This is a genomic window from Vibrio sp. TMPB1044 (assembly GCF_030442075.1).
GTDB lineage: Bacteria > Pseudomonadota > Gammaproteobacteria > Enterobacterales > Vibrionaceae > Vibrio > Vibrio satsumensis.
In genome coordinates this window covers 1-22,025 of the sequence record NZ_JAUJED010000047.1, presented here as the reverse complement: position 1 = coordinate 22,025, position 22,025 = coordinate 1, and the positions used below count along the sequence as shown (strand labels likewise).

The 22,025-nt window shown below is 42.9% G+C and carries 18 protein-coding genes; 12 read left to right on the top strand and 6 right to left on the bottom strand.

Translation table 11 applies throughout. The features are described 5' to 3' along the window. Nucleotides 1-23 precede the first annotated feature (23 nt). Nucleotides 24-1,445: a 16S rRNA (cytosine(1407)-C(5))-methyltransferase RsmF gene (gene rsmF, locus QQ041_RS21755; protein ID WP_285955035.1), complete on the top strand. Its 1,422-nt coding sequence runs from the start codon at nt 24-26 to the stop codon at nt 1,443-1,445. Between the two features lie 303 nt (nt 1,446-1,748). On the opposite strand, the gene QQ041_RS21750 is transcribed toward rsmF, so the two are convergent. After that, the gene (locus QQ041_RS21750) at nt 1,749-2,657 is read right to left on the bottom strand and encodes a S1-like domain-containing RNA-binding protein (protein WP_285955034.1); all 909 of its coding nucleotides are present in this window, start codon (nt 2,655-2,657) and stop codon (nt 1,749-1,751) included. 28 nt (nt 2,658-2,685) lie between these two features. Between QQ041_RS21750 and QQ041_RS21745 the strand changes: the two genes are divergently transcribed. Next, a complete protein-coding gene (locus tag QQ041_RS21745; RefSeq protein WP_285955033.1) occupies nt 2,686-4,041 on the top strand; it encodes a hypothetical protein in 1,356 nt (451 codons plus the stop codon). Nucleotides 4,042-4,114: 73 nt separating this feature from the next. Here the strand turns inward: QQ041_RS21745 and QQ041_RS21740 are convergent, their stop codons facing one another. Together QQ041_RS21740 and QQ041_RS21735 are read right to left on the bottom strand one after the other, a co-directional pair. Beyond that, the gene (locus QQ041_RS21740; protein ID WP_017082222.1) at nt 4,115-4,600 is read right to left on the bottom strand and encodes a PaaI family thioesterase; all 486 of its coding nucleotides are present in this window, start codon (nt 4,598-4,600) and stop codon (nt 4,115-4,117) included. A 176-nt stretch (nt 4,601-4,776) separates the two neighbouring features. Beyond that, nucleotides 4,777-5,664, bottom strand: a complete 888-nt coding sequence (locus QQ041_RS21735; RefSeq protein ID WP_146489711.1) for a putative PEP-binding protein — start codon at nt 5,662-5,664, stop codon at nt 4,777-4,779. A gap of 207 nt (nt 5,665-5,871) precedes the next feature. Here QQ041_RS21735 and QQ041_RS21730 point away from each other — a divergent pair, with 207 nt between their 5' ends. Both QQ041_RS21730 and QQ041_RS21725 read left to right on the top strand, forming a co-directional pair. Next, complete coding sequence (locus QQ041_RS21730) at nt 5,872-6,930, top strand: 3-deoxy-7-phosphoheptulonate synthase (RefSeq protein ID WP_060982093.1); 1,059 nt, start codon at nt 5,872-5,874, stop codon at nt 6,928-6,930. Between the two features lie 12 nt (nt 6,931-6,942). Then, nucleotides 6,943-7,425 carry a YajQ family cyclic di-GMP-binding protein gene (locus QQ041_RS21725; protein WP_004733632.1) on the top strand — a complete coding sequence of 161 codons (483 nt, stop codon included), beginning with the start codon at nt 6,943-6,945 and terminating at the stop codon, nt 7,423-7,425. A gap of 149 nt (nt 7,426-7,574) precedes the next feature. Here the strand turns inward: QQ041_RS21725 and QQ041_RS21720 are convergent, their stop codons facing one another. Continuing rightward, nucleotides 7,575-8,516: a bifunctional precorrin-2 dehydrogenase/sirohydrochlorin ferrochelatase gene (locus QQ041_RS21720; protein ID WP_146489710.1), complete on the bottom strand. Its 942-nt coding sequence runs from the start codon at nt 8,514-8,516 to the stop codon at nt 7,575-7,577. Between the two features lie 479 nt (nt 8,517-8,995). Here QQ041_RS21720 and QQ041_RS21715 point away from each other — a divergent pair, with 479 nt between their 5' ends. From QQ041_RS21715 to QQ041_RS21690, 6 genes are all read left to right on the top strand, one after another. Beyond that, nucleotides 8,996-10,024 (top strand): amino acid ABC transporter substrate-binding protein, encoded by a 1,029-nt coding sequence (locus tag QQ041_RS21715; protein WP_004733634.1) that lies wholly within the window; start codon nt 8,996-8,998, stop codon nt 10,022-10,024. 71 nt (nt 10,025-10,095) lie between these two features. Next, complete coding sequence (locus tag QQ041_RS21710; RefSeq protein ID WP_146489709.1) at nt 10,096-11,301, top strand: amino acid ABC transporter permease; 1,206 nt, start codon at nt 10,096-10,098, stop codon at nt 11,299-11,301. A gap of 1 nt (nt 11,302) precedes the next feature. Beyond that, nucleotides 11,303-12,400, top strand: coding sequence for an amino acid ABC transporter permease (locus tag QQ041_RS21705; RefSeq protein ID WP_060982096.1), 1,098 nt, complete (start codon nt 11,303-11,305; stop codon nt 12,398-12,400). A gap of 22 nt (nt 12,401-12,422) precedes the next feature. Next, nucleotides 12,423-13,187, top strand: coding sequence for an amino acid ABC transporter ATP-binding protein (locus tag QQ041_RS21700; protein WP_017059704.1), 765 nt, complete (start codon nt 12,423-12,425; stop codon nt 13,185-13,187). Between the two features lie 295 nt (nt 13,188-13,482). Further along, nucleotides 13,483-14,148: a Bax inhibitor-1/YccA family protein gene (locus QQ041_RS21695; protein ID WP_017057206.1), complete on the top strand. Its 666-nt coding sequence runs from the start codon at nt 13,483-13,485 to the stop codon at nt 14,146-14,148. 160 nt (nt 14,149-14,308) lie between these two features. Then, nucleotides 14,309-14,638, top strand: a complete 330-nt coding sequence (locus QQ041_RS21690; RefSeq protein ID WP_017057205.1) for a TusE/DsrC/DsvC family sulfur relay protein — start codon at nt 14,309-14,311, stop codon at nt 14,636-14,638. 58 nt (nt 14,639-14,696) lie between these two features. Here the strand turns inward: QQ041_RS21690 and yccX are convergent, their stop codons facing one another. Continuing rightward, complete coding sequence (yccX, locus tag QQ041_RS21685) at nt 14,697-14,984, bottom strand: acylphosphatase (RefSeq protein WP_146489708.1); 288 nt, start codon at nt 14,982-14,984, stop codon at nt 14,697-14,699. Nucleotides 14,985-15,072: 88 nt separating this feature from the next. Between yccX and QQ041_RS21680 the strand changes: the two genes are divergently transcribed. Then, nucleotides 15,073-16,476: a methyl-accepting chemotaxis protein gene (locus QQ041_RS21680; RefSeq protein ID WP_285955032.1), complete on the top strand. Its 1,404-nt coding sequence runs from the start codon at nt 15,073-15,075 to the stop codon at nt 16,474-16,476. A 129-nt stretch (nt 16,477-16,605) separates the two neighbouring features. After that, nucleotides 16,606-17,799: a class I SAM-dependent methyltransferase gene (locus tag QQ041_RS21675; RefSeq protein ID WP_285955031.1), complete on the top strand. Its 1,194-nt coding sequence runs from the start codon at nt 16,606-16,608 to the stop codon at nt 17,797-17,799. A gap of 75 nt (nt 17,800-17,874) precedes the next feature. On the opposite strand, the gene QQ041_RS21670 is transcribed toward QQ041_RS21675, so the two are convergent. Further along, the coding region (locus tag QQ041_RS21670; protein WP_285955030.1) for a VWA domain-containing protein at nt 17,875-22,025 on the bottom strand (4,151 nt) is incomplete at its 5' end.

Here is a 22,025-nt window from a genome sequence, read left to right as displayed (position 1 = left end):
ATGCAATAAATCGAGATACTCTTTTGCACGCTAACGTATATATTCCAGAAGAATTCCTAACGCACATCGAAGCAATCATGCCTAGTCATCTAGATATGGCTTCTTTTGTCGCTTCATGCCAAAAACCACTTCGTAAAAGTATTCGAGTCAACACATTGAAAATCAGTGTTGAAGACTTCCTCGTACGAGCAAAAGAGAAAGGCTGGGAACTGGAACCTGTACCTTGGTGCGAAACGGGCTTTTGGATTACAGCTGATGAGAGTGAAGCGCCACTAGGTAATACGGCAGAACACATGTCTGGTCTTTTCTACATCCAAGAAGCCAGCTCGATGATGCCACCTTCGGCACTTTTCCAAGGTGAAGCTGATTACCAAGCGGTGTTAGACACTGCGGCTGCACCAGGCTCTAAAACCACTCAAATCGCTGCGCTAATGAATAATCGCGGTGTATTGGTTGCCAATGAATACGCAGCAAGCCGTGTGAAAGTCCTTCACGCTAACATCGAACGTTGTGGTGTTCGTAATGCCGCTCTAAGTAACTTTGACGGTCGAGTTTTCGGTGGTTGGTTACCAGAACAGTTTGATGCTGTGCTGCTAGACGCGCCCTGCTCTGGCGAAGGTACCATTCGTAAAGACGCTGATGCGATGAAGAACTGGACTTATCAATCTGTAGTCGATATTGCTGACACTCAAAAAGATCTGATTGAAAGCGCGTTTCATGCTCTTAAACCTAATGGTATTTTGGTTTACTCAACATGTACGTTAAGTACTGAAGAGAACCAACAAGTGTGCCATCACCTAAAAGAAACCTTTGGTGATGCGGTAGAATTCGAATCCCTTGAATCACTGTTCGACAATGCGAAAGCAACCACAACAGAAGAAGGCTTTCTACACATTTTCCCACAGGTGTATGACTCAGAAGGTTTCTTCGTTGCACGTATCCGTAAATTAGCGTCAGTTACTCCACCAGAAGTTAAAAAGCGTATGGGTAAATTCCCATTTGAGAAAGCATCAAAGAAAACTCAGCAAGAAGTCGCTGAACAACTAATGAGTACTCTCGATATCGAATTGCCAAGTGATACTCAAGTTTGGATTCGAGATAAAGACGTTTGGCTATTCCCAGAAGCGCTAGAGCCGATGATCGGTGAATTCCGTTTCTCTCGCATGGGAATTAAGATCGCGGAAACCCATAAAAAAGGTTACCGATGGCAGCACCAAGTCGCGACAACGCTCGCGACAGGTAATGAAGCTAACATCGTAGACCTCAGCATCGAAGATGCTCGAGAATGGTTCATGGGCCGAGACGTTCGCCCAGAAGGCTTGTCAGACAAAGGCGAAGTGCTAGTAAAATACAACGGCGCAATCATCGGCCTTGGTAAATGGGTAGGTAACCGATTGAAGAACGGCTTACCAAGAGAGCTAGTACGCGACAAAAACCTTTTCTAGTCGTTCGATTAAAGCTCACACTGTACTGAGAAAAACAAAAAGCCCAAACAACATTCATTGTTTGGGCTTTTTCTATTCTTGTCGGCTAGTTCATTTCAAGGGAAGCACTGAAAAATCAACACTTAATTATACAAATATCAATTCAAGTCGCTATTTTAAAAAACAAAAATCGCTTATTGGAGAATTTAAACTAGACTTCTATCTATGGTCCAGAGATTAAAACAATTAGCGTAGGCTCTTCGGAGCCCTTTCCCCTAAGCCCAAACAGGAAGGTTTGGGCTTTTTTTTGACCGACAGGTTAGCTTATTTAACTAAGCTGATACCTTCTTTGTCGATAGTGATCTTACCAGATTTGTACAAACCACCTATCGTCTTCTTGAAAGTACCCTTGCTGGTTCTGAATGCAGAGAAAATAACCTCAGGAGAAGACTTATCATTCAGAGGCAAGTAACCGCCTTTCTTTTCAAGTAGGTCAAGAACCTTTGTGCTCAGGTCATCCATTTTAGCTACACCAATCTTCTGAAGAGACAAGTCAATCTTACCGTCTTCTTCACGAACGTTTTTAATGTAGCCTTTTAGCGTTTTACCAATGAACAGCTTACCGATAATGTCTGACGGGAAAATCATACCCCAGTGTTCACCGTTCACAATCGCTTTGTAACCCAATTGGCTACGTTCAGCGATTATAAGATCCACTTGTTCATTTTGCTTATAAGTCGCAGGTGTGTTGTCTAACCATTTGTTGAACTTTGTTGTACCTACAATGCGGCTCGATGCTTTATCGATATACACATAGACTAAGATTGACTGGCCTTCGTTTAAACGACCGCGCTGCTCGCTGAAAGGAACAAGAAGGTCTTTACCTTTCACGCCCCAGCTCATGAATGCACCCGTACTGTTAACACCTTCAACTGTCATCAAGCCAAACTGGCCTACTTGGGCAATTGGGGTTTCAGTGGTTGCAGCGATCTGGTTATCAGAATCAATGTATAAGAACACATCTAGCTTTTGACCAATTTCAACACCTTCAGGAGTAAATCGTTTCGGCAGCAACACGGTTCCATAGTCGCTAGCGCCAAGGAATACACCGAAGTCTGCTTGTTTTACTACTTCTAAGTTGTTTATTTGACCAATATTAATCATCAAGATTGTCTCTACTTTAAATTTGGCGGAGATTATACGTGATCTCTGATATGCTTTCGCTAGTTTCATTCATATTTTTACATTCTAGGAGACATCGTTGATCACCGTTGACAAACAAGATGCGATAACACTTAAAATTAACCATGCGATGGCGAAGACCAAAAAGCTCGACATGGACGTTTATCTATTCATTCCCGGTGAACTCGGACTGACTCCTGAAGTACTTTCTGAAAGTGCCTTTTTCTACAGCTCAATTACTCAAAAGCGCGCTTACCATAGTGACAAGACACTATTACCACTAGTACATAGCCGCTTGGCAAAACGTGGACGCTTATCGACAACACAGTATCGTGTCAGTTTGAGTTTGTTCGCCTACCAATATGTTATTGCTTTAGATAAAGCGGTAAACAGCTTGAATAAAACTGATAGTGACGACGTAACAGCTGATGAGGTTGATGAAGTCATTGAGCTCGCGTTAGACATCTTGAAGAAGCTTCGTCGTAGTATTCCTTATGAAGAAAACCTAAAGCGCTATTATGCCAATATCGATAATTACCTTTCTTGGTATACGGAGCAAAAGTTCTTATCTTTGGTATCACATATGCCACGTGGCAGCGAATACTCGACGATAAAAGAGCGCCTCTTGACGCTTTGTGAAAAAGAGACAGCCCATCGAAAACTTAATCGCTACAACTCAGCTAAAGTACGTGAAGACGTCACCCGTCTGAGTAATAAGATGAGACTACTGCGACGTTTGATAGAACACCCTATCGTACTCAAGGAGAAGACCACCTCCATGGGTAAAAACGTCAAACGTGCCGTTAAAGGTATCGCGACTGGCTTAGTTATGGTGGTGGTGACGACAACCGTCATTTTGGCCCGTGATTTCTTGGGCGAAATTACGGCCTCTTTCATCGTGTCGATGTCATTTATCTATGCGTTGCGTGAAATCTTCAAAGATGACTTGAGAGACATCCTTTGGCGCTGGCTGCGTAAAGGCAAGCCGAAATGGAAGCGTCGTTACTATGACCCAACGACCAATAAGTCTGTCGGCCATAAGCTTGAATGGTTGGACTATGCGAATTTCTCCAAGTTAGCAGACCGTATTCAATCGATACGTAAGAAGCGTGTCGTTCAACGCGAAGAGCAAATATTGCATTACCGTTCGCATACGGAGATGTCGACGTCGACGTTCATGAGTGGTTATGAAGAGACTCGTGAAACACTATCTATCAGTCTCAGAGCGCTGACCCGTTTGATGGATAAGGGATCAAATAAGGTGTATCGCTTGAATGAAGGGCAAGTTAGCCGTGAATCCGTAGAAAAGCGTCACTTGCTCAACCTAATCATTAAAGAGAACAATCACGATAACGAACCGACCTATTACCGTTGGAAAATCGTAATGAACCGTTCAAAGATAGTGGACATCGAGCAAATCACTCAAGAATCTTAATCTTGTTACGGTATGTGCGTATTCAATTCACATACCGCTCTCCACTTATTCAAAAGGACCATCTATTTCCAAACTATTTCCTAGACGGGACTTTCTTAATCGAAAGCGTTAGCGTGAACTCGGCCATTGGCTCGTCACCATGCAAAGATGGGCAAGTCGCAATAATGGTTACAGGTTGGTTGACACGCTCCCCTGTAGACATGGTTTCTGCCAGCATGGTGTTGATCAACTCACCATCGTTACAAGTGAAATGCACATCGCCTTCTGGACGCTTTAAGAAGTTGCCCGTCACCTCTTTAAATGCCAACGATATCTTTTCACCTTGCTGCTGAGATTTGCTCATCGCAAGAAAACCACCCGCCACATCAGCACCCACAGCCAATACGCCAAAGTACATACTATTAAGGTGATTCTTCGTTCGTCTTTTAAGAGGGATTTTGACCTCAACATGCTGGTTATCCAATGCGAGCAATTTTGGTCTGCATAACCAGATCAGAGGCACTTTAAAAAAGCCAAACATACTCAAGTAGAAATTTGCTTTTTGTAGGGGGGTCAACATTCGGATTGCCTAATCAATTAAGTCATCAGACCAGTAAATCGGTTAGCGATGTGAATGTCAAAAAAATGTTACAAAAAAGAGATATCATCGCATAATGATATCTCTTTCATTCTCAAAGCTTTTTCGCTTCAAACAAACTGATACCGCACGTTGATTGATTAAAACAACAATCTATTTTATGCAGTCACGACCGTTTCTACACCTTCAAGATCGGCAATGTAACCTTGTAGGCGTGGGTAATCCACTAAGCCTTGGGTCACTAGCAGTACTGGTTTCTTCGCGTGCAGTGTCGCTTTAACAATCATATCCAACAAGGTAATAACCGCCTCATTTTGAGGATCAAAAGCATGTTGCTGAGCTTCATTATGCTTGTCTACACCTAAAGTGAAAGACGCTAAGCTATCAATGTTTACCACAACACCATCGAAGTAATGCAGTAATCTTTCGCTTAGTAGCACTGCAGACGGCACATCGCACGAGAACAGTACTTTCAAACCGTTCAGACCACGTGGTAGGCCTTGCTCGGCAAGCAGATCGATAATCTTAGCAGCATCGCTTAATGCTCGTACATACGGTACAACCACTTCAACGTTAATACCCTGCTCTCGCAACGTTTTAATGACCTGACACTCTAAAGCGAAAGCCTTGCTGTACTCTGGTGTCGCATAACGAGCTACGCCGCGAATACCGAGCGCTGGGTTAATCTCTTCAGCTTCACAATTGCCGCCTAGCAGTGAACGGAAACCATAGCTGTCTGCACTGCTTAATGCGATACGAACAGAAGTGTGATTTGGCTGAACGGCAGCTTGAATCGCAATCACCAAGGTCGAAACAAAATGCTCATCAACTGTTTTATCACCAAGGATCGCATTTAAAGACGTTTTTTCGATATCAGTAAGTGTATCTAGATGACTTTCAATACTTGGGTGGTAGAAGACACGGTCCATTACCAGTTCGGATAATGAAACGTATAAGTGGTTGGAATTATTATTATCGTTGTAAGAAGGCAGCACATCACCTAAAACAAGTTCTGGGTGCAAAGTGCTTTGATTTTCTTGAGTCATTGCTGCTCCAGCATTTTTATGTTGTGTTCAAACGAAAATACCGATAGCTGCCTGTTAATACAAGTGAAAATCCCTTATTTGACGCTGGCCTGCTGATAAAAATAAGAATATTAGCAATAACAGAGATAACTTTGACTTAAGAGAGTTTATTCCTCTGTTCAATTCCGTTATCTTAACCACTTCGCAATAGAATAAAAAAGCTATCACATGCCATTAAAAACTGATGAGTTGAGAACCCAAGCTCTGGGTCCTATGCCAACTCCTGCCGAACTAGGCAATGCACACCCTATTACTGACGACGTTGCTGAGCGCATTAAAAATTCTCGCCGCCAAATCGAAGATATCCTAACTGGTCGTGATAACCGCCTATTAGTTATCGTAGGCCCTTGCTCTGTTCACGATACAGATGCGGCACTTGATTACGCTGAACGTCTAAGTCAAATTCAAGACCAGTACAAAGATGAACTGTTCGTTGTAATGAGAACCTACTTCGAGAAGCCTCGTACTGTTGTAGGTTGGAAGGGTTTAATTACCGATCCTAACCTTGATGGTTCGTACGCTCTTGAAACAGGTTTGAACAAAGCACGTAAGCTTCTTCTAGATATCAACAAGCTTGGCCTAGCTACTGCGACTGAATTCCTTGATATGATCACAGGTCAGTACATTGCGGACCTTATCACTTGGGGCGCGATTGGCGCTCGTACGACTGAATCTCAGATTCACCGTGAAATGGCTTCTGCACTGTCTTGCCCAGTTGGCTTCAAGAACGCAACCAACGGCAACATCAAGATTGCTATCGATGCAATTCGTGCAGCACATGCTTCACACTACTTCTACTCGCCAGATAAGAACGGCCGCATGACGGTTTACCGTACTTCTGGCAATCCATACGGTCACGTTATTCTACGTGGTGGTGATAAAGGCCCTAACTTCGACGCTGAATCTGTAGATACTGCATGTAAGCAACTGGCTGAATTCGACCTACCTCAACGTTTGGTTGTAGACTTTAGCCACGCTAACTGTCAGAAACAACACCGTAAACAGTTAGAAGTGGCACAAGACATTTGTGAGCAAATTAAATCTAACAAGAACCAAATTGCAGGCATCATGGCAGAAAGCTTCATTATTGAAGGCAACCAGCCAATGACAGACATCAACAACCTAGAATATGGCAAGTCGATTACGGACCCATGCCTAAGCTGGGAAGATACGGCAACAATGCTAGACATGCTTGCAACAGCAATTAAAGATAGAAACTTAGCTTAAGGAAACAACACAATGCCATCATTTGACATTATCTCTGAAGTAGAAGCAGTAGAACTGCGTAACGCGGTAGACAACGCAAACCGCGAACTATCGACTCGTTTCGATTTCCGCGGAGTTGAAGCAAGCTTTGATTACAAAGATGAATCAGTAAAATTGACTGCTCAAGACGATTTCCAACTGAAGCAAATGCGCGATATCCTTCGTAGCAACCTAACAAAGCGTAATGTTGATCCTAACGCGATGGAAGCGAAGGCTGCTGACCAAACAGGTCGCACTTGGCACCAAACGGTTATCTTTAAGCAAGGCATCGAAACGGATGTCGCTAAGAAGATCGTTAAGCTAATCAAAGACAACAAAGTCAAAGTTCAAGCTTCTATCCAAGGCGACAAAGTTCGTGTAACAGGTAAGAAACGTGATGATCTACAAGCTGTTATGGCTTTAGTTCGCAGCGGTGAGCTTGGTCAACCATTCCAGTTTGACAACTTCCGCGACTAATTTTTGAGTTTGAGCGACCGCTTATTTAGGTTGCTCATTCATCATCACAATATCGTGTTTGAAAAGCAGAAAGCCACTTCTTTATAGGAAGTGGCTTTTTATTTATCTGGTCAGTTTAAATCGAAGTTCCTAGCTGGTAATCAGCCAACTCAACTAAGTACTTTGGCCGCTGACAATTTTAGGTCTTTGCCGACCAACAAATTAAACTCTACGCTTGCTGGTGGAATAAACACACACACTCGCAATTTCTCAGCTCTTGCCTGCTCAAGCTTGGTTGATAACTCTCCGCTGTTAGCATAGCTCTCTCTTTCTGCGTCTCGACGGCACAGGTCGACAAATTCGAATGGACAATCGCTCGGTGAAAGTACGAGCTCTGCCTCTTGCATCAAACGTAAAGCCTTCATAGACAGCAACTCAACGTCCTGCTCGAATTCAATCCAAGTCACCTGTCCTTCACTATCAATGCCTTCCGTTAGCGCTTGCTGGTAGTATGATTCTAACTGCTCTCTGTCAGTCACCTGTTCGATGAAACTGGACGATAAAAAGCGCTCCCAAAATTTACGACGCTCATCGACAGTTGGAAATGACTCTTTAATCGAGTTGCGTTTTGATGCACCAAAATCTGCGATCAAGCCGATATTCTGAGGCAAGACGGTTTCGAGTTTTTCTCTAATATTTCTTACCAAAACAGGTGATGCCCCCCCACTTGAGATGGCAATTTGGATTCTTCCGCGATTAATCATTGATGGCGTAATGAAGTCACAATAGGGTAAATCATCGACTACATTGACAAGAATACCCAGGTTTTTTGCATCATTATGTACTTGATGATTTAGGCTAGGGTTATCTGTTGTCGCCCAAACCTGCAGGTAATTTTTCGATATGATCTGTGATGAGTAAAAGTTTTGCACCCAGTGAAGTTTGTCTTCATCGATAAGCTGCTTTAAGTAAGGTGCAACCTTGGGAGACACTAAAGTCACATCAGCCCCAGCTCGTAGCAAGCTGTCGACTTTACGGCAAGCAACCTCACCTCCACCAACCACTAAGATTGGCTTATTTTCTACATCCAAAAACATTGGGAAATAACGCATGTTCTTCCTTGAGACTACTTCAATAACTATTCCGCCATGCTACCAAATTTGAAGCATATTCATAACTATCCAAGTGTAATAAAAATATTTATTGACCAAATTTCAATCTTTTTTAAGGTTAATGCTCCACCACTGTGACATTCATTCAGAATATTTATCTAGTCGATTATCAATATAAAACTCTAAATCTCGTTGCACCAACAGTGTGAACTGTTGCACTATTTACATTCAGTTAACATTTGGTCATTCTAATTGTGTTCGGATTTGTGATTTCATTCAAAATTCTTTTTAAATTATACATTTGTGAAACTACGGATCCTTTCCTAACCTTATAAACAGTTACTTAAATCGCACACAGTTTCATTTGCAAAATGCAACTCTTGTAATTTGAGCAACAAGGTCATAGAAAACGCAACACATAAAGACACTCAAACGAGCACGAGTATCAGGTGTCACCTGGTTAACAAGGAAGGATACAAATGACAAATAAACTAACACTTCTTGCTTCAGTAGTAGCTGCATCAACTGCGATGATGGCAACATCGGCATCAGCGGCAGAAAGCACTCTGGACAAAGTCACATCTCAAGGTTTTCTAACTTGTGGTGTAAGTACCGGTCTTCCAGGGTTCTCTAACCCTAACTCAAAAGGTGAATGGGAAGGAATTGATGTTGAGTATTGTCAAGCTCTTGCAGCGGCTGTACTCGGTGACAAGACGAAAGTTAAGTATGTACCTCTAACCGCAAAAGAGCGTTTTACTGCGCTTCAATCTGGCGAAATCGACGTACTATCTCGCAACACAACATGGACACTACATCGTGATACTGCTCTAGGTCTTAACTTCGTAGGCGTTAACTACTACGATGGTCAAGGCTTCATGGTTAAGAAAGAGCTTGGCCTAACAAGTGCTCAAGAGCTTGATGGCGCTTCTGTATGTGTTCAATCAGGTACAACAACTGAACTTAACCTAGCCGATTACTTCCGTAACAGTGGCATGTCTTACAAGCCAGTGGTATTCGATACAGCGGCACAAACATCTAAAGGTTTCGACGCAGGTCGTTGTGATGTGCTAACGACTGACCAATCTGGTCTATACGCACTTCGCCTAAACCTAGCTGACCCTAAATCTGCACAAGTACTTCCTGAAATCATCTCTAAAGAGCCTCTAGGTCCTGTTGTTCGTCAAGATGATGACAAATGGTTTAACGTTGCTAAGTGGACACTTTCAGCAATGATTAATGCGGAAGAATACGGCATCTCTTCTAAAAATGCAGACGAAATGCTTAAGTCAAAAGATCCAAACATCAAACGTATTCTTGGTGTAGACGGTCCTAAAGGTAAAGGCCTTGGCATTCGTGACGACTGGGGTTACCAAGTAATTAAGCAAGTTGGTAACTACGGTGAGAGTTTTGAGCGTACTGTTGGTACAGGTTCTCCACTTCAGATCTCTCGTGGTGTAAATGCATTATGGAATGCGGGCGGCTTTATGTACGCTCCACCAATCCGTTAATAAATTTTCAAGCATCAATTAGGGCGGAGTTTTCCGCCCTATTTATTAAATGGATTTGAGGTTATAGTAGTATGAAACCTAATGAAACTATTTCTCCAGCTCAGGCAAAGCCACAGCCCAAAAGTGCCAACTTATTTTACAACCCCACTTTTCGCTCCATCATTTTCCAAATCATCGCCGTCGGGGCGCTTTGTGCTTTCTTTTACACGATTGTAAATAATGCACTCACTAACTTAGATTCCCGTGGTATCGCCACTGGTTTTGATTTTCTCTCCCAAGAAGCTGGTTTTGGTATCGGATTAACACTGATTGAATACGACGAGACTTTCTCATATGGTCGTACATTCTTTGTCGGGCTTCTCAATACCGCTTTAGTTTCGGTGCTAGGCATCATGCTAGCTACGGTACTGGGCTTTAGTATGGGTATCGCTAGGCTCTCTTCAAACTGGCTGGTTAGCCGATTTGCAGCGGTCTACATTGAGATATTCCGAAATATCCCTCTTCTTTTGCAAATCTTTTTCTGGTACTTCGCTGTTCTGCAAGCTTTACCTTCTGCTCGTCAAAGCATGAGCCTAGGTGAAGCAATTTTCTTGAACGTACGTGGATTGTACTTCCCAGCACCAGTGTTAGAACAAGGCAGTAGCATTGTCATCGGATCATTGATTGTCGGTATTATCGCTACGTTTATTATCAACATCTGGGCTAACAACAAGCAAAAACTAACCGGCCAACAAACACCTATGTTGCGGATTGCTGCAGCGTTGATTTTAGGCTTACCGTTAGTGACTTACTTTGTGATGGGCATGCCTATCTCTGCGGATTACCCTGTTTTGAAAGGGTTTAACTTCAAGGGTGGTGTTAGCATAATTCCTGAGCTTGCTGCATTGATGCTTGCTTTAAGTATCTACACCGCAGCGTTCATTGCCGAGATTGTTCGTTCAGGTATTAACGCCGTAAACCATGGGCAAACTGAGGCTGCTATGTCTCTAGGTATCCCACGTTCTAGAACCCTCAAGCTTGTCATTATTCCACAAGCATTAAGAATTATTATCCCACCACTAACCAGTCAGTACCTAAACCTGACCAAAAACTCATCACTTGCGATGGCCATTGGTTACCCTGATCTTGTGTCTGTATTTGCAGGAACAACATTAAACCAAACTGGACAAGCTATCGAAGTAATTGCGATGACAATGGGTGTCTACCTGACCTTGAGCCTATTAACATCTGCTCTAATGAACATATACAACCGCAAAGTAGCGTTGGTGGAGAGATAAGATGAGTACACATCAATTTCAACCTGATCTTCCGCCTCCAGCGAATACCGTTGGCCCTGTCGGTTGGTTAAGAAAAAATCTATTTAATGGACCAATTAACAGCGTTGTCACTGTGGTTCTTGCTTACTTTGCTTTTACCCTAATATGGGCAATAGCAGATTGGGCATTCATTAGTGCCGATTGGATAGGAACAACACGAGACGCTTGTACTAGTGAAGGCGCTTGCTGGGTTTTTATTAGCGTTCGTTGGGACCAATTCATGTATGGCTTCTACCCAGAAGCTGAACTGTGGCGACCTCGCTTTTTCTACGCTACTTTAGCTATTTTTGTTGCTTTATTAGCGTATGAAAAAACACCTAAGCGCACCTGGATTTGGCTGTTCTTCGTCAACATCTATCCGTTTATCATTGCTGGTTTACTATACGGTGGTGTCTTCGGATTAGAAGTTGTTGATACCCATAAATGGGGTGGCCTACTGGTTACACTGATCATCGCACTTGTTGGTATTGTAGTGTCACTCCCGATTGGTGTTGCACTTGCGCTTGGGCGTCGCTCAGAGATGCCGATCATTCGCAGTATGTGTACCGTATACATCGAAATTTGGCGTGGCGTACCGCTCATTACAGTTCTATTCATGGCTTCAGTAATGCTCCCACTCTTCTTATCTGAAGGGACAGAAACCGATAAGCTGATTAGAGCACTGGTTGGGGTAGTACTATTCAGTGCAGCCTATATGGCCGAAGTAATCCGTGGTGGTTTACAAGCAATACCAAAAGGTCAATACGAAGCAGCTGATGCTCTAGGGTTAAGCTATTGGAAAAAAACTGGGCTTATCATTCTGCCTCAAGCTCTTAAAATCACGATTCCTTCAATTGTGAACACCTTTATTGGTTTGTTCAAAGATACCAGTCTTGTTTTGATTATTGGTATGTTTGATGTACTAGGAATTGGCCAAGCCGCGAATACCGACCCTGAATGGCTTGGGTATTCAACAGAAAGTTATGTATTTGTCGCGTTAGTGTTCTGGGTGTTTTGTTTTGGCATGTCGAGATATTCGATATGGCTAGAAAACAGACTTCACACCGGTCACAAACGATAATTAACAAGATCAAGGACGTATTATGACGCAGCAGACAGAAAACAACTCTCAAGGTCTTATGATCGAGTTGAAAGACATGAACAAATGGTACGGTGAATTCCACGTACTTAAGAACATCAATCTAGAAGTTAAAAAAGGCGAGAAAATCGTTATCTGTGGCCCCTCTGGCTCTGGTAAATCAACAATGATCCGCTGTATCAACCGATTAGAAGAGCACCAAAAAGGTCATATCTTCGTTTCAGGTAATGAATTGACGGAAGATCTAAAGAACATCGAAGCTGTTCGCCGAGACGTCGGCATGTGTTTCCAGCACTTCAATCTGTTTCCACACCTGACGGTATTAGAGAACTGTACTCTCGCCCCTATCTGGGTCAAAAAGATGCCGAAAGAAGAAGCTGAAGCGATTGCGATGAAATACCTAGAGCGTGTAAAAATTCCTGAGCAAGCAGACAAATTCCCAGGTCAGCTTTCTGGTGGCCAACAACAGCGTGTAGCTATCGCTCGCTCTTTGTGTATGAACCCTCAAGTGATGCTGTTTGATGAACCAACGTCAGCCCTCGATCCAGAAATGGTTCGAGAAGTATTAGACGTAATGGTTGAGCTAGCGGAAGAAGGCATGACAATGCTTTGTGTAACGCATGAGATGGGCTTTGCTAAAGAGGTAGCAGATCGCGTTATCTTTATGGATGCCGGTGAAATCATAGAAGAGAACAACCCTGTCGACTTCTTTGAAAACCCACAATCAGACAGAACGCAGAACTTCTTAAGCCAAATCTTACACCATTAATGTGTTATGATGCATAAACTATAGAGGCGGCTTAGGTCGCCTCTTTATTTTTCAAGGTTATAGATGGTTTTCTAAAGTTCTAAATAACAGGCTATGACTACTAAAGGTTGAAGATCGTATTTTAGCTATGCTTAATTACAGCCTAAAGAAATACTTTGTTACACCTTCAGAAACACTTAACCGACTATTTTGATTATTATTTTATGTATACAAGAGGAATGAAAGACTTGATTTTTCGAACTTTCACCCCCATAAATGTACTAATAACTATTGAAGTCACCTTACGAGGAAGATTATGAACAGCCCTATGTTTTCACGCACAGCATCTCAAGAAAGTGCTCTGCAAACCAATAAAGTGTTGCGTAACACCTACGCATTACTGTCTATGACACTACTTTGGTCTGCTGTTGTAGCAGGCGTATCCATGGCGATGAACCTTCCTCGCCCGGGTCTTATTATCATGCTTGTTGGCTTCTACGGCCTACTTTTCCTAACAGAGAAGAACCGCGACAACAGCATGGGTCTAGTCTTCACATTCCTATTTACGGGTTTCTTAGGCTACACCATTGGTCCAATTCTCAATATGTACGTTGGCGCAGGCATGGGTGATGTAATCCTAACTGCACTTGGCGGTACAGCACTGGCGTTTATGGGCGCATCAGCTTACGCACTAACAACTAAGCGTGACCTGTCGTTCCTTAACGGCATGCTATTAGCTGGTTTCGTAGTACTACTTGTAGGTATGGTTGCAAACATCTTCCTACAAATGCCTCTACTATCATTGGCAATGAGCGGTATGTTCATCCTATTCTCGACTGGTGTTATCTTGCTTACAACGCAAAACATCATTCGTGGCGGTGAAACAAACTACATCTCTGCAACGATCAGCTTGTACGTATCAATCTACAACATCTTCATCAGCCTACTAAGTATTCTAGGCATCATGGGCAGCGACGACTAATCGTTTCCATCATTGAAGAATATCTAGCCCAAGAGCCTACCTCTTGGGCTTTTTTGTATCTATAAGTGCGATATTTCTATGGATAGCTACAATTTCTGTTGAGAAAGATAAACTTGGTCATGTACCCTACCCACATAGTTAATTGGATTCTGGATTAAACATGTTTGAATATAACGGCAAGCAAATCGAAACCGACGCTCAAGGCTACCTATTGGATTACACGCAATGGGAAGAAGGCATGATTGAAATTCTTGCTCAAGATGAAGCTATTGAACTTACGGATGCGCACTTAGAAGTCGTACATTTTGTAAGGAGCTTTTACGAAGAGTTCAATACGTCACCAGCAGTTCGTATGCTAGTGAAAGCGATGGAAAAAGCGCACGGCCCAGAAAAAGGCAACAGTAAGTACCTTTTCAAGTTATTCAAAAAAGGCCCTGCAAAACAAGCAACCAAGCTCGCCGGTTTACCTAAACCAGCAAAGTGCTTGTAGTGCCTAATCTGCTTTAGGCCATTAAGTTACGTTCAATATAAATACTGTAGTGCTATAACTACAGTATTTTAAAGGCCCCTACGCGTACGTCCTGACGCTCACTATCTTTCACTTGATGCATCACTACGTTGTCTACTGTTGCGCTCGAAGGGCCAATATTGAGCCAAGCATGTAACTTCTCTATTTGCTGACTCTCTCCAACAGCGAATACTTCAACTCGACCATCATTTAAGTTCTTCGCATAGCCTGAAAGACCTAGAGTTTGCGCCTTCCTACTGGTGTGATAACGAAAACCAACACATTGAACTACGCCTGACACGACAAAAATATATTGTGAACTTTCCATAACGTTGCCTCATAAATTATATGAATGATATAGTTGAGCTTCTATTCATTCACCACTTATTGGTGGACTTACTTCGAGTATAACGATTATGAAAGAAATCCCATTTCGTTGGATTGACAAATATCTCATTCACCTAAAAATCCAAGAAAAGTTCTATCTACTCTTCTTATTGCCTCTTCTCGCCCTAGTCATATTAACTCTCGTTTTAGATAGCGCCGCGGACTCTTTATTGGCTAACCTTTATCAAGAAGAAATGCTCTTGATGAAAGGGCTTATCGAAGCGGGTCAACTCACTAAAGATCAAGTCGCTCAACTTGTCAGCAGCTCTGAAACCATCTCTTTGGGCTACGGTGCTGGTTCTGTTTCGGTGATGAATGGTGCATTCAGCCTAGTTGCTAACCATGACCAAAACCTTTGGTCTGCTCTGTCTACGACTCAGGTTTCTATCATCGCTGTAACCCTAACGCTTATCGCGCTGGGTGTTTACTACATCATGACCTTCATCGGTGGTGCGATGTTCTCTATGAACAAAGCATTGAATACGCTTGCGAATGGTGACCTAACTTGCCGCATGAACTACTTCTTAGTTCGTGATGAGTTCAGTGAAATTGCGATTACGATCGACAAGGTAGCAGAGCGTGAACAAAACATGGTTCTATCAATCCAAGAGTCTGTCGCTCTCATGCAGCAGATCAGCTCGGACTTAAACCAGTCAACACAACAAAGTTCAGACATCTCTGGTAACCAACAAGAACACCTGAATAGCTTAGCAAGTGCAACGGAGCAAATGGCTGCTACGATTCGCGAAGTCGCTACCCTTGCTCATGAGTCTAGTTCACAAACAATGGACGCTCGCGGCGTTGCTCAAAGTGGTCAAGTCAAGGTTTCAAATACATTGGAGTCTATCTCTAACCTATCTCAAGAGATCCAATCCGCTTCACAAGCAGTAGAAGAGCTTGATGCCAACGCGGCGCAGATCGATGAAGTAGTCACAACCATCAACGGTATTTCAGAACAGACTAACCTGTTAGCGTTGAACGCTGCTATCGAAGCTGCACGTGCCGGTGAGCAAGGTCGTGGATTTGCTGTTGTTGCCGATGAAGTTCGTGCCCTTGCCGGTCGTACTCAACAAGCAACGGTTGAAATCCAAAGTATGATTGAGTCATTACAACGTAACAGCCAATCACTGACCAAACTGATGGAAGTAACTGTAAACAATGCTAATGAAGGCCAAACACTGATGTCGGAAGTAAACGTCGAGATCGGTTCATTAGCAGAAAAGAACCAGTCTATTTCTGATAGCAGTACTCAAATTGCTACCGCGGCTGAAGAACAAGGCGTAGTAGCTGACAACATTGCACAAAGTGTTGAAGAGATTCGCCATCAATCAGACAGTATCTGCGAGATGATCAGTAAGAGTAATTCAAATGTAGACCAACTCCGTAAACAAAGCGATACGATGGAAGGTTTGCTGACAGGTCTTAAAGCTTAATACTGATATCCAACCACAATGTGTTGATTAATCATTACTAGGGTTGCTTTGGCAACCCTTTCTTATTTGCTTTTCACCTGTACTTCCCCGACAATACCCCTCCTTCAAATTCAACAAACAGAGTAAATTATGACTCCTTCAATTCATCTAGCTAAAGGCCGAGATAAATCACTACGCCGCAAACACCCTTGGGTATTTTCACGCGGTATCGATAAGGTCGAAGGCGAACCAAAACAAGGTGAAACTGTAGACGTATATGCTCAAAATGGTCAGTGGCTTGCAAAAGCGGCTTACTCACCGGAATCTCAAATTCGAGCTCGTGTTTGGACATTTGAAAAAGAAGAAATCAACAAGGCCTTCTTCGTAAAACGAATTCAAGACGCACAGTCTTTACGTGAAGACATTATCAAACGTGATGGTCTAACGGGCTACCGCCTTACCGCAGCAGAATCTGATGGCCTGCCAGGTATCACAATCGATAAGTATCAAGACTTTCTTGTTTGCCAACTGCTAAGTGCTGGCGCTGAGTTTAACAAAAGCGTGTTGGTTGAAGCGTTAATCGAGTGCTTCCCTGACTGCAACATCTACGAGCGTTCAGACGTAGCGGTTCGTAAAAAAGAAGGCCTAGAACAAGTTGTAGGCGTACTTCATGGTGAAGAGCCACCTAAGTCAATAGTGATTGAAGAGAATGCCGTCAAAATCAGCGTGAACATTATGGAAGGCCACAAAACGGGCTTTTACATGGACCAACGTGATAGCCGCAAAGAATCTATGAAATACGTTAAAGGCAAAGATGTCCTTAACTGTTTCTCATACACAGGTGGTTTTGGCCTTTACGCACTTAAAGGCGACGCGAAACGTGTTATCAACGCTGACGTATCTCAACTTGCTCTTGATACGGCTAAGTTCAACGCTGAACTTAACGAGTTTGATATCTCGAAAAAACGCGCTGTATTCCTAAATGCTGACGTTTTCAAACTGCTTCGTGAATACCGTGACCAAGGTACTAAGTTTGACGTAGTGATCATGGATCCACCAAAGTTTGTTTCAAGTAAGAACAACCTGACTTCAGGCGCTAACGGCTACAAAGACGTTAACATGCTTGCGATGCAAATCCTGAAACCAGGTGGTACTCTACTCACCTACTCTTGCTCTGGTTTAATGGGTACTGATTTGTTCCAGAAAATCATCGCCGACGCTGCATTAGACGCAGGCCGCACTGTTAAGTTCGTAGAACGCTTCGAGCAAGCAGCCGACCACCTAACGGACACGGCCTACCCAGAAGGCTTCTACCTAAAAGGTTTTGCTTGTAAGGTGCTTTAATTTTCGTGCTTTAGAATCTAGCTTTTATAGCACAGCAGAAGTATTAAAAAAGGGCCTTTCGGCCCTTTTTTGTTTTTAGTCTGGTAAGTTAACGAATAATTGATTGACCAAATTACTCAAATCGCTACTTATTACACTACCATCACCTTGAGCATTCACTGAATCAAACTGGTTCCCCGTATTATCAAGAATGATAGTTTGTGTTTGACCTCCATTATTCGCGTCTTCAGAAATAGTAATAACCAAATCTTTATCACCGCCACCGTTATCGACTTTCTCAATAGTGATATGTTCCAGAAGATCAGACATTGAATTTTCCGTTGGCAATAATTGCGAGATATCAAGATGGTCTTCACCTAGAGCGAAATCGGTTATCGTATCAACATCACCTTGGAAAGGTTCGTCGACCCACTTGAACAGATCATCACCGTCACCACCAGTTAAGATATCATCACCAAGACCACCAATAAGCGTATCTTTACCACCTTGACCGTACAAAATATCGTCGCCTTCGCCGCCCGATAAAACATCGTCCTTGTCGTTCGCTCGAGATTGATCAAAATCTTGTACGTTATCTGAAATATAGTTGTGTATATCTCGCGCTGACACAGAAGATAATTGCTCACCAGTTTCTTGAGCTACGTACTTCTGTATCGCTGCGACGCCCTGTCCTGAAATACCGTCAAATTGCACTAAGTCACCGAACATGATGTCATCTCCAGCCAAGGCATCGATCTGGTCTTCACCTTGCAACAAGCTAACCTCTTTACCAAGAATAACCTCTGATAATTTCGTTACGTCTATTGACGTTTCAACTAGGCCATCAGAGTCGTAATCTTCGAGAACATCTTCATCTAATGAATTACCGAGCCCAATAGCATCAACAGATGACATCAATGCGAGTAATTGATACATATGTTGACCTTGTTTATTGACGCCACCCTTATCATAGTAATCGTAAGAATTACCATTAATGCTTAAGTCACCAATTCTATCCCCTGTTAATGGTGAATATAACTTGGCATTATCATCAATTAATACACTACCTTTATAATTAACAACACCACTTGTATATCCGGCGGGCAATAAATCGGCCAGTGTTATAACTTGGTTCGAACTCAAATCATAATCGATCAATATTTCATCGAACTCACTTTTCATTAACCTACTGTCAGTAAAGGAAGTCGGCTCACCGTCAGAAATGAAATATGAAATGTTGTTCCCACCGTTTTGGTCAGCGAACCATTCAACAGCAGATTGAAATCCAGCTTCGTAATTGGTACCACCTCCGCCAACATCAGTGATGGAGTCAAGTGCTGCGACAAACTGTTCTCTTGGGTTCTGACTGCTCAAGTCGACAGATACTGACGTATTTGAGTTGTTTGAAAAATCCGTGATTAGAATATTAACTTGCCCTGAATGTTGCCCCTGAGAACTAGCAAAAATCGCGTCAAAAACAACCAACAGTTCATCTTTTGCGGTTTCAACATCTCTTCCCATGCTACCCGACGTATCGAGAATGAACGCTATGTTGTAGTCTTCACCGGCAACAATTTGAATCCCTTGAACGTCACCAACAATCAAATCGTTGTTCTCTGTCCCTTTGATAGTATCGTCACCGTGAGAACCAGATTCCAAATCATAGCTTCTGAAACTTATATCTGCTGCCGTGTTAGTTATTGCTTCATCACTATTAATCAATTCAGAAGATGATGCAGACACAGAAAGCTCAAAATCAAGGTCTCCTTCATAAGAATAAGGAATTCGAAGCTCTGCACTAACATCACCAGAAGCAGGTATAACAATTGAATACGAACCGTCGATGTTTGGAGATATAAGCTGACCATCAACGTACAAGTCAACGCCATGAGGGATGCCTTCAAGAGTAAATTCATTACCTAGCGATTCACTACCATCGTTATCAACGAGTTCCGCTGAAATATCTAGCGGTATTACGCTGTCTTGTAGGACTGTATATTCTCCGGTCTCACTATCAATCTCAACAACAGCATCTGAGAAAATAATTCGTTCAATACCATATAAATGGTCACCATCTTCGGTAGAAGGCGAATTGTCACTAGATGTATCTCTTTCAAGAGAATCTTTAACTAACCAATAAGGTACTTGGCTATGCTCCAGGCCTCTAAAATCAAGATCGTATTCAGACAATTTACCTTGATAGATAACTGTATCCGTTTCAACTTTGCTATCCTGAGACCCATTACCACCATAAAACGAATCATTGCCACTAGTACCAACAAACGTATCGCTACCCTGTTGACTCAGGTTAACGGCTTGCTGATCGCCAACAAACTGCTGAGCAGCCGCATTATCCGGTGCGATCATCAAGTCATCGCCTTGATTGCCATTATTGAAAGCTGGAGACTGAACAACGTGGTCGAAGTTAACACCCCCAATAGATGTCTCACCACTACTTACAAGGTCTCTAATATCACTAGGTGAAGTACCAAATTCAGGTACAGCTTGTGATTGTTGCAGCTCTCCGACCGCAATAGTTACGCGAGGAGCATCAGCAACCGCACTAACGGTAATATCGAGAGTATCGCTCACACCAGTATTTGTAGTGTAAGTCACCGTCGGAACGTTACCTGACCAATGATCAGATGGTACAAACGCGTAACTACCATCTTGCTCAACCGTCAACTCACCACCAGTTAGCGTGATAGTGTCACCAGCGTTATAGGACGTTCCTCCGACTTCAATTGACTGCAGTGATAATGTGTTATCTGTATCAGTATCGTTTGTTAAAACGTTACCAGAGACGCTTGTATCTTCATCTACAGTGCGAGTATCTGGCTGTGTGTTTGTAGCATTGTATTCATGAACAACCACATCAATACTGGTCGTAGTCGTAGCAGTACTTGTTGAATCCTTTTCACTAGCGATCGCTTCCACATCAATAGTAAAGTCGTCGTGACTCCCAGAAGGCGGTAAGACCGTTAGACTTGTCAGATCCCAACTACTGATATCAAATGTCTCATTGGTACTAGTGAATGTGTGAGAATTAACTCCGTCACTTAGCTCAGAACCAATAGGGAAACCACTAACATTGACAGCCAAACTTTCTGAACCATCAGTGTCATTTAAAGATGCTTGCAGCTCCGTCAGTGGAATACGCGTGTCTTGTGGACCTTCATTCGTTTTATAGACCTGATAGAACTCAACGCCATTTTCGTTTATTAGTTGTGATGTACGTATATCAATACTATCGAGCTGAGATACATCACTGACTACACCAAAGTTTGTGTTGTCTAAGTTGACAGGGCTCGCGCCATCTACAGAAACATTGACATCAAAATTACCAGGGCCGCTCTGGTTGTGGTGGTAAACCTCTATCGGATAGAAACCGGACACAGTCGGTGTAAATGCAATTCCTTGGATACTCCCACTACTGTCCCCCCATCGAGCATCATCTGTAAGATCACCACCAATTTTTATCGCTAAACTATCATCCGCGTTACCAACGAAATCATAAGATTTACCTGCTTCTAAATAGATCAAGCCAGTGATGAGTGTAGCTTGACCCGCACCTTGACTAGCATCACGCACATCATTGACATTACTTAGAGAACTACTGTTGCTATCCAAACCATCAATGACATCTATCAAGGTATCAGGGTCCACACCATTACCAACACCATATTGATAACCAACAGAGACACCATTCCACATACTTACGTTGAATTGTTGGTCTGGAAGTTGAATTCCATCGATGCTGGTGAACAAGTTAGGCGCGTCAGCAATTGGAGTAACATTTATCGCTATAGTCGACTCTTGGCCTACGTTTACGCCATCCGTTGGTTTGAATCCAATATGAGCATAATCTTGTTGTTGATCACCGATACCTGGGGTTGAGTGGCTATCGTATCCAGATTCATCTTCATCCGGAGTAAATCTAACTCTATTTGCATCAAACTCGCCCTTGTCAATAACTTGACCAACCGAAATGTCATGCCACTGACCATCATCACCGAAATGCTCAAACTGACCGTTATCTGGTAAATTGGTAATCTCAATACCTAGAGCTGAATCAGGTGAATCAACATCGGTAATTCCGAATGAATCCCATTCAATGAAGGTTGGGGTGTCTTCATTAGTTGTGATTGGCGCTGTCACGGTGATTTCCGGCGCGTCATTCACGTCCGTCACCACTGGGGTATCGCTGTCTGTGCCTGTCAGGCTGCTGTCATTGGTCTGAGTCACCG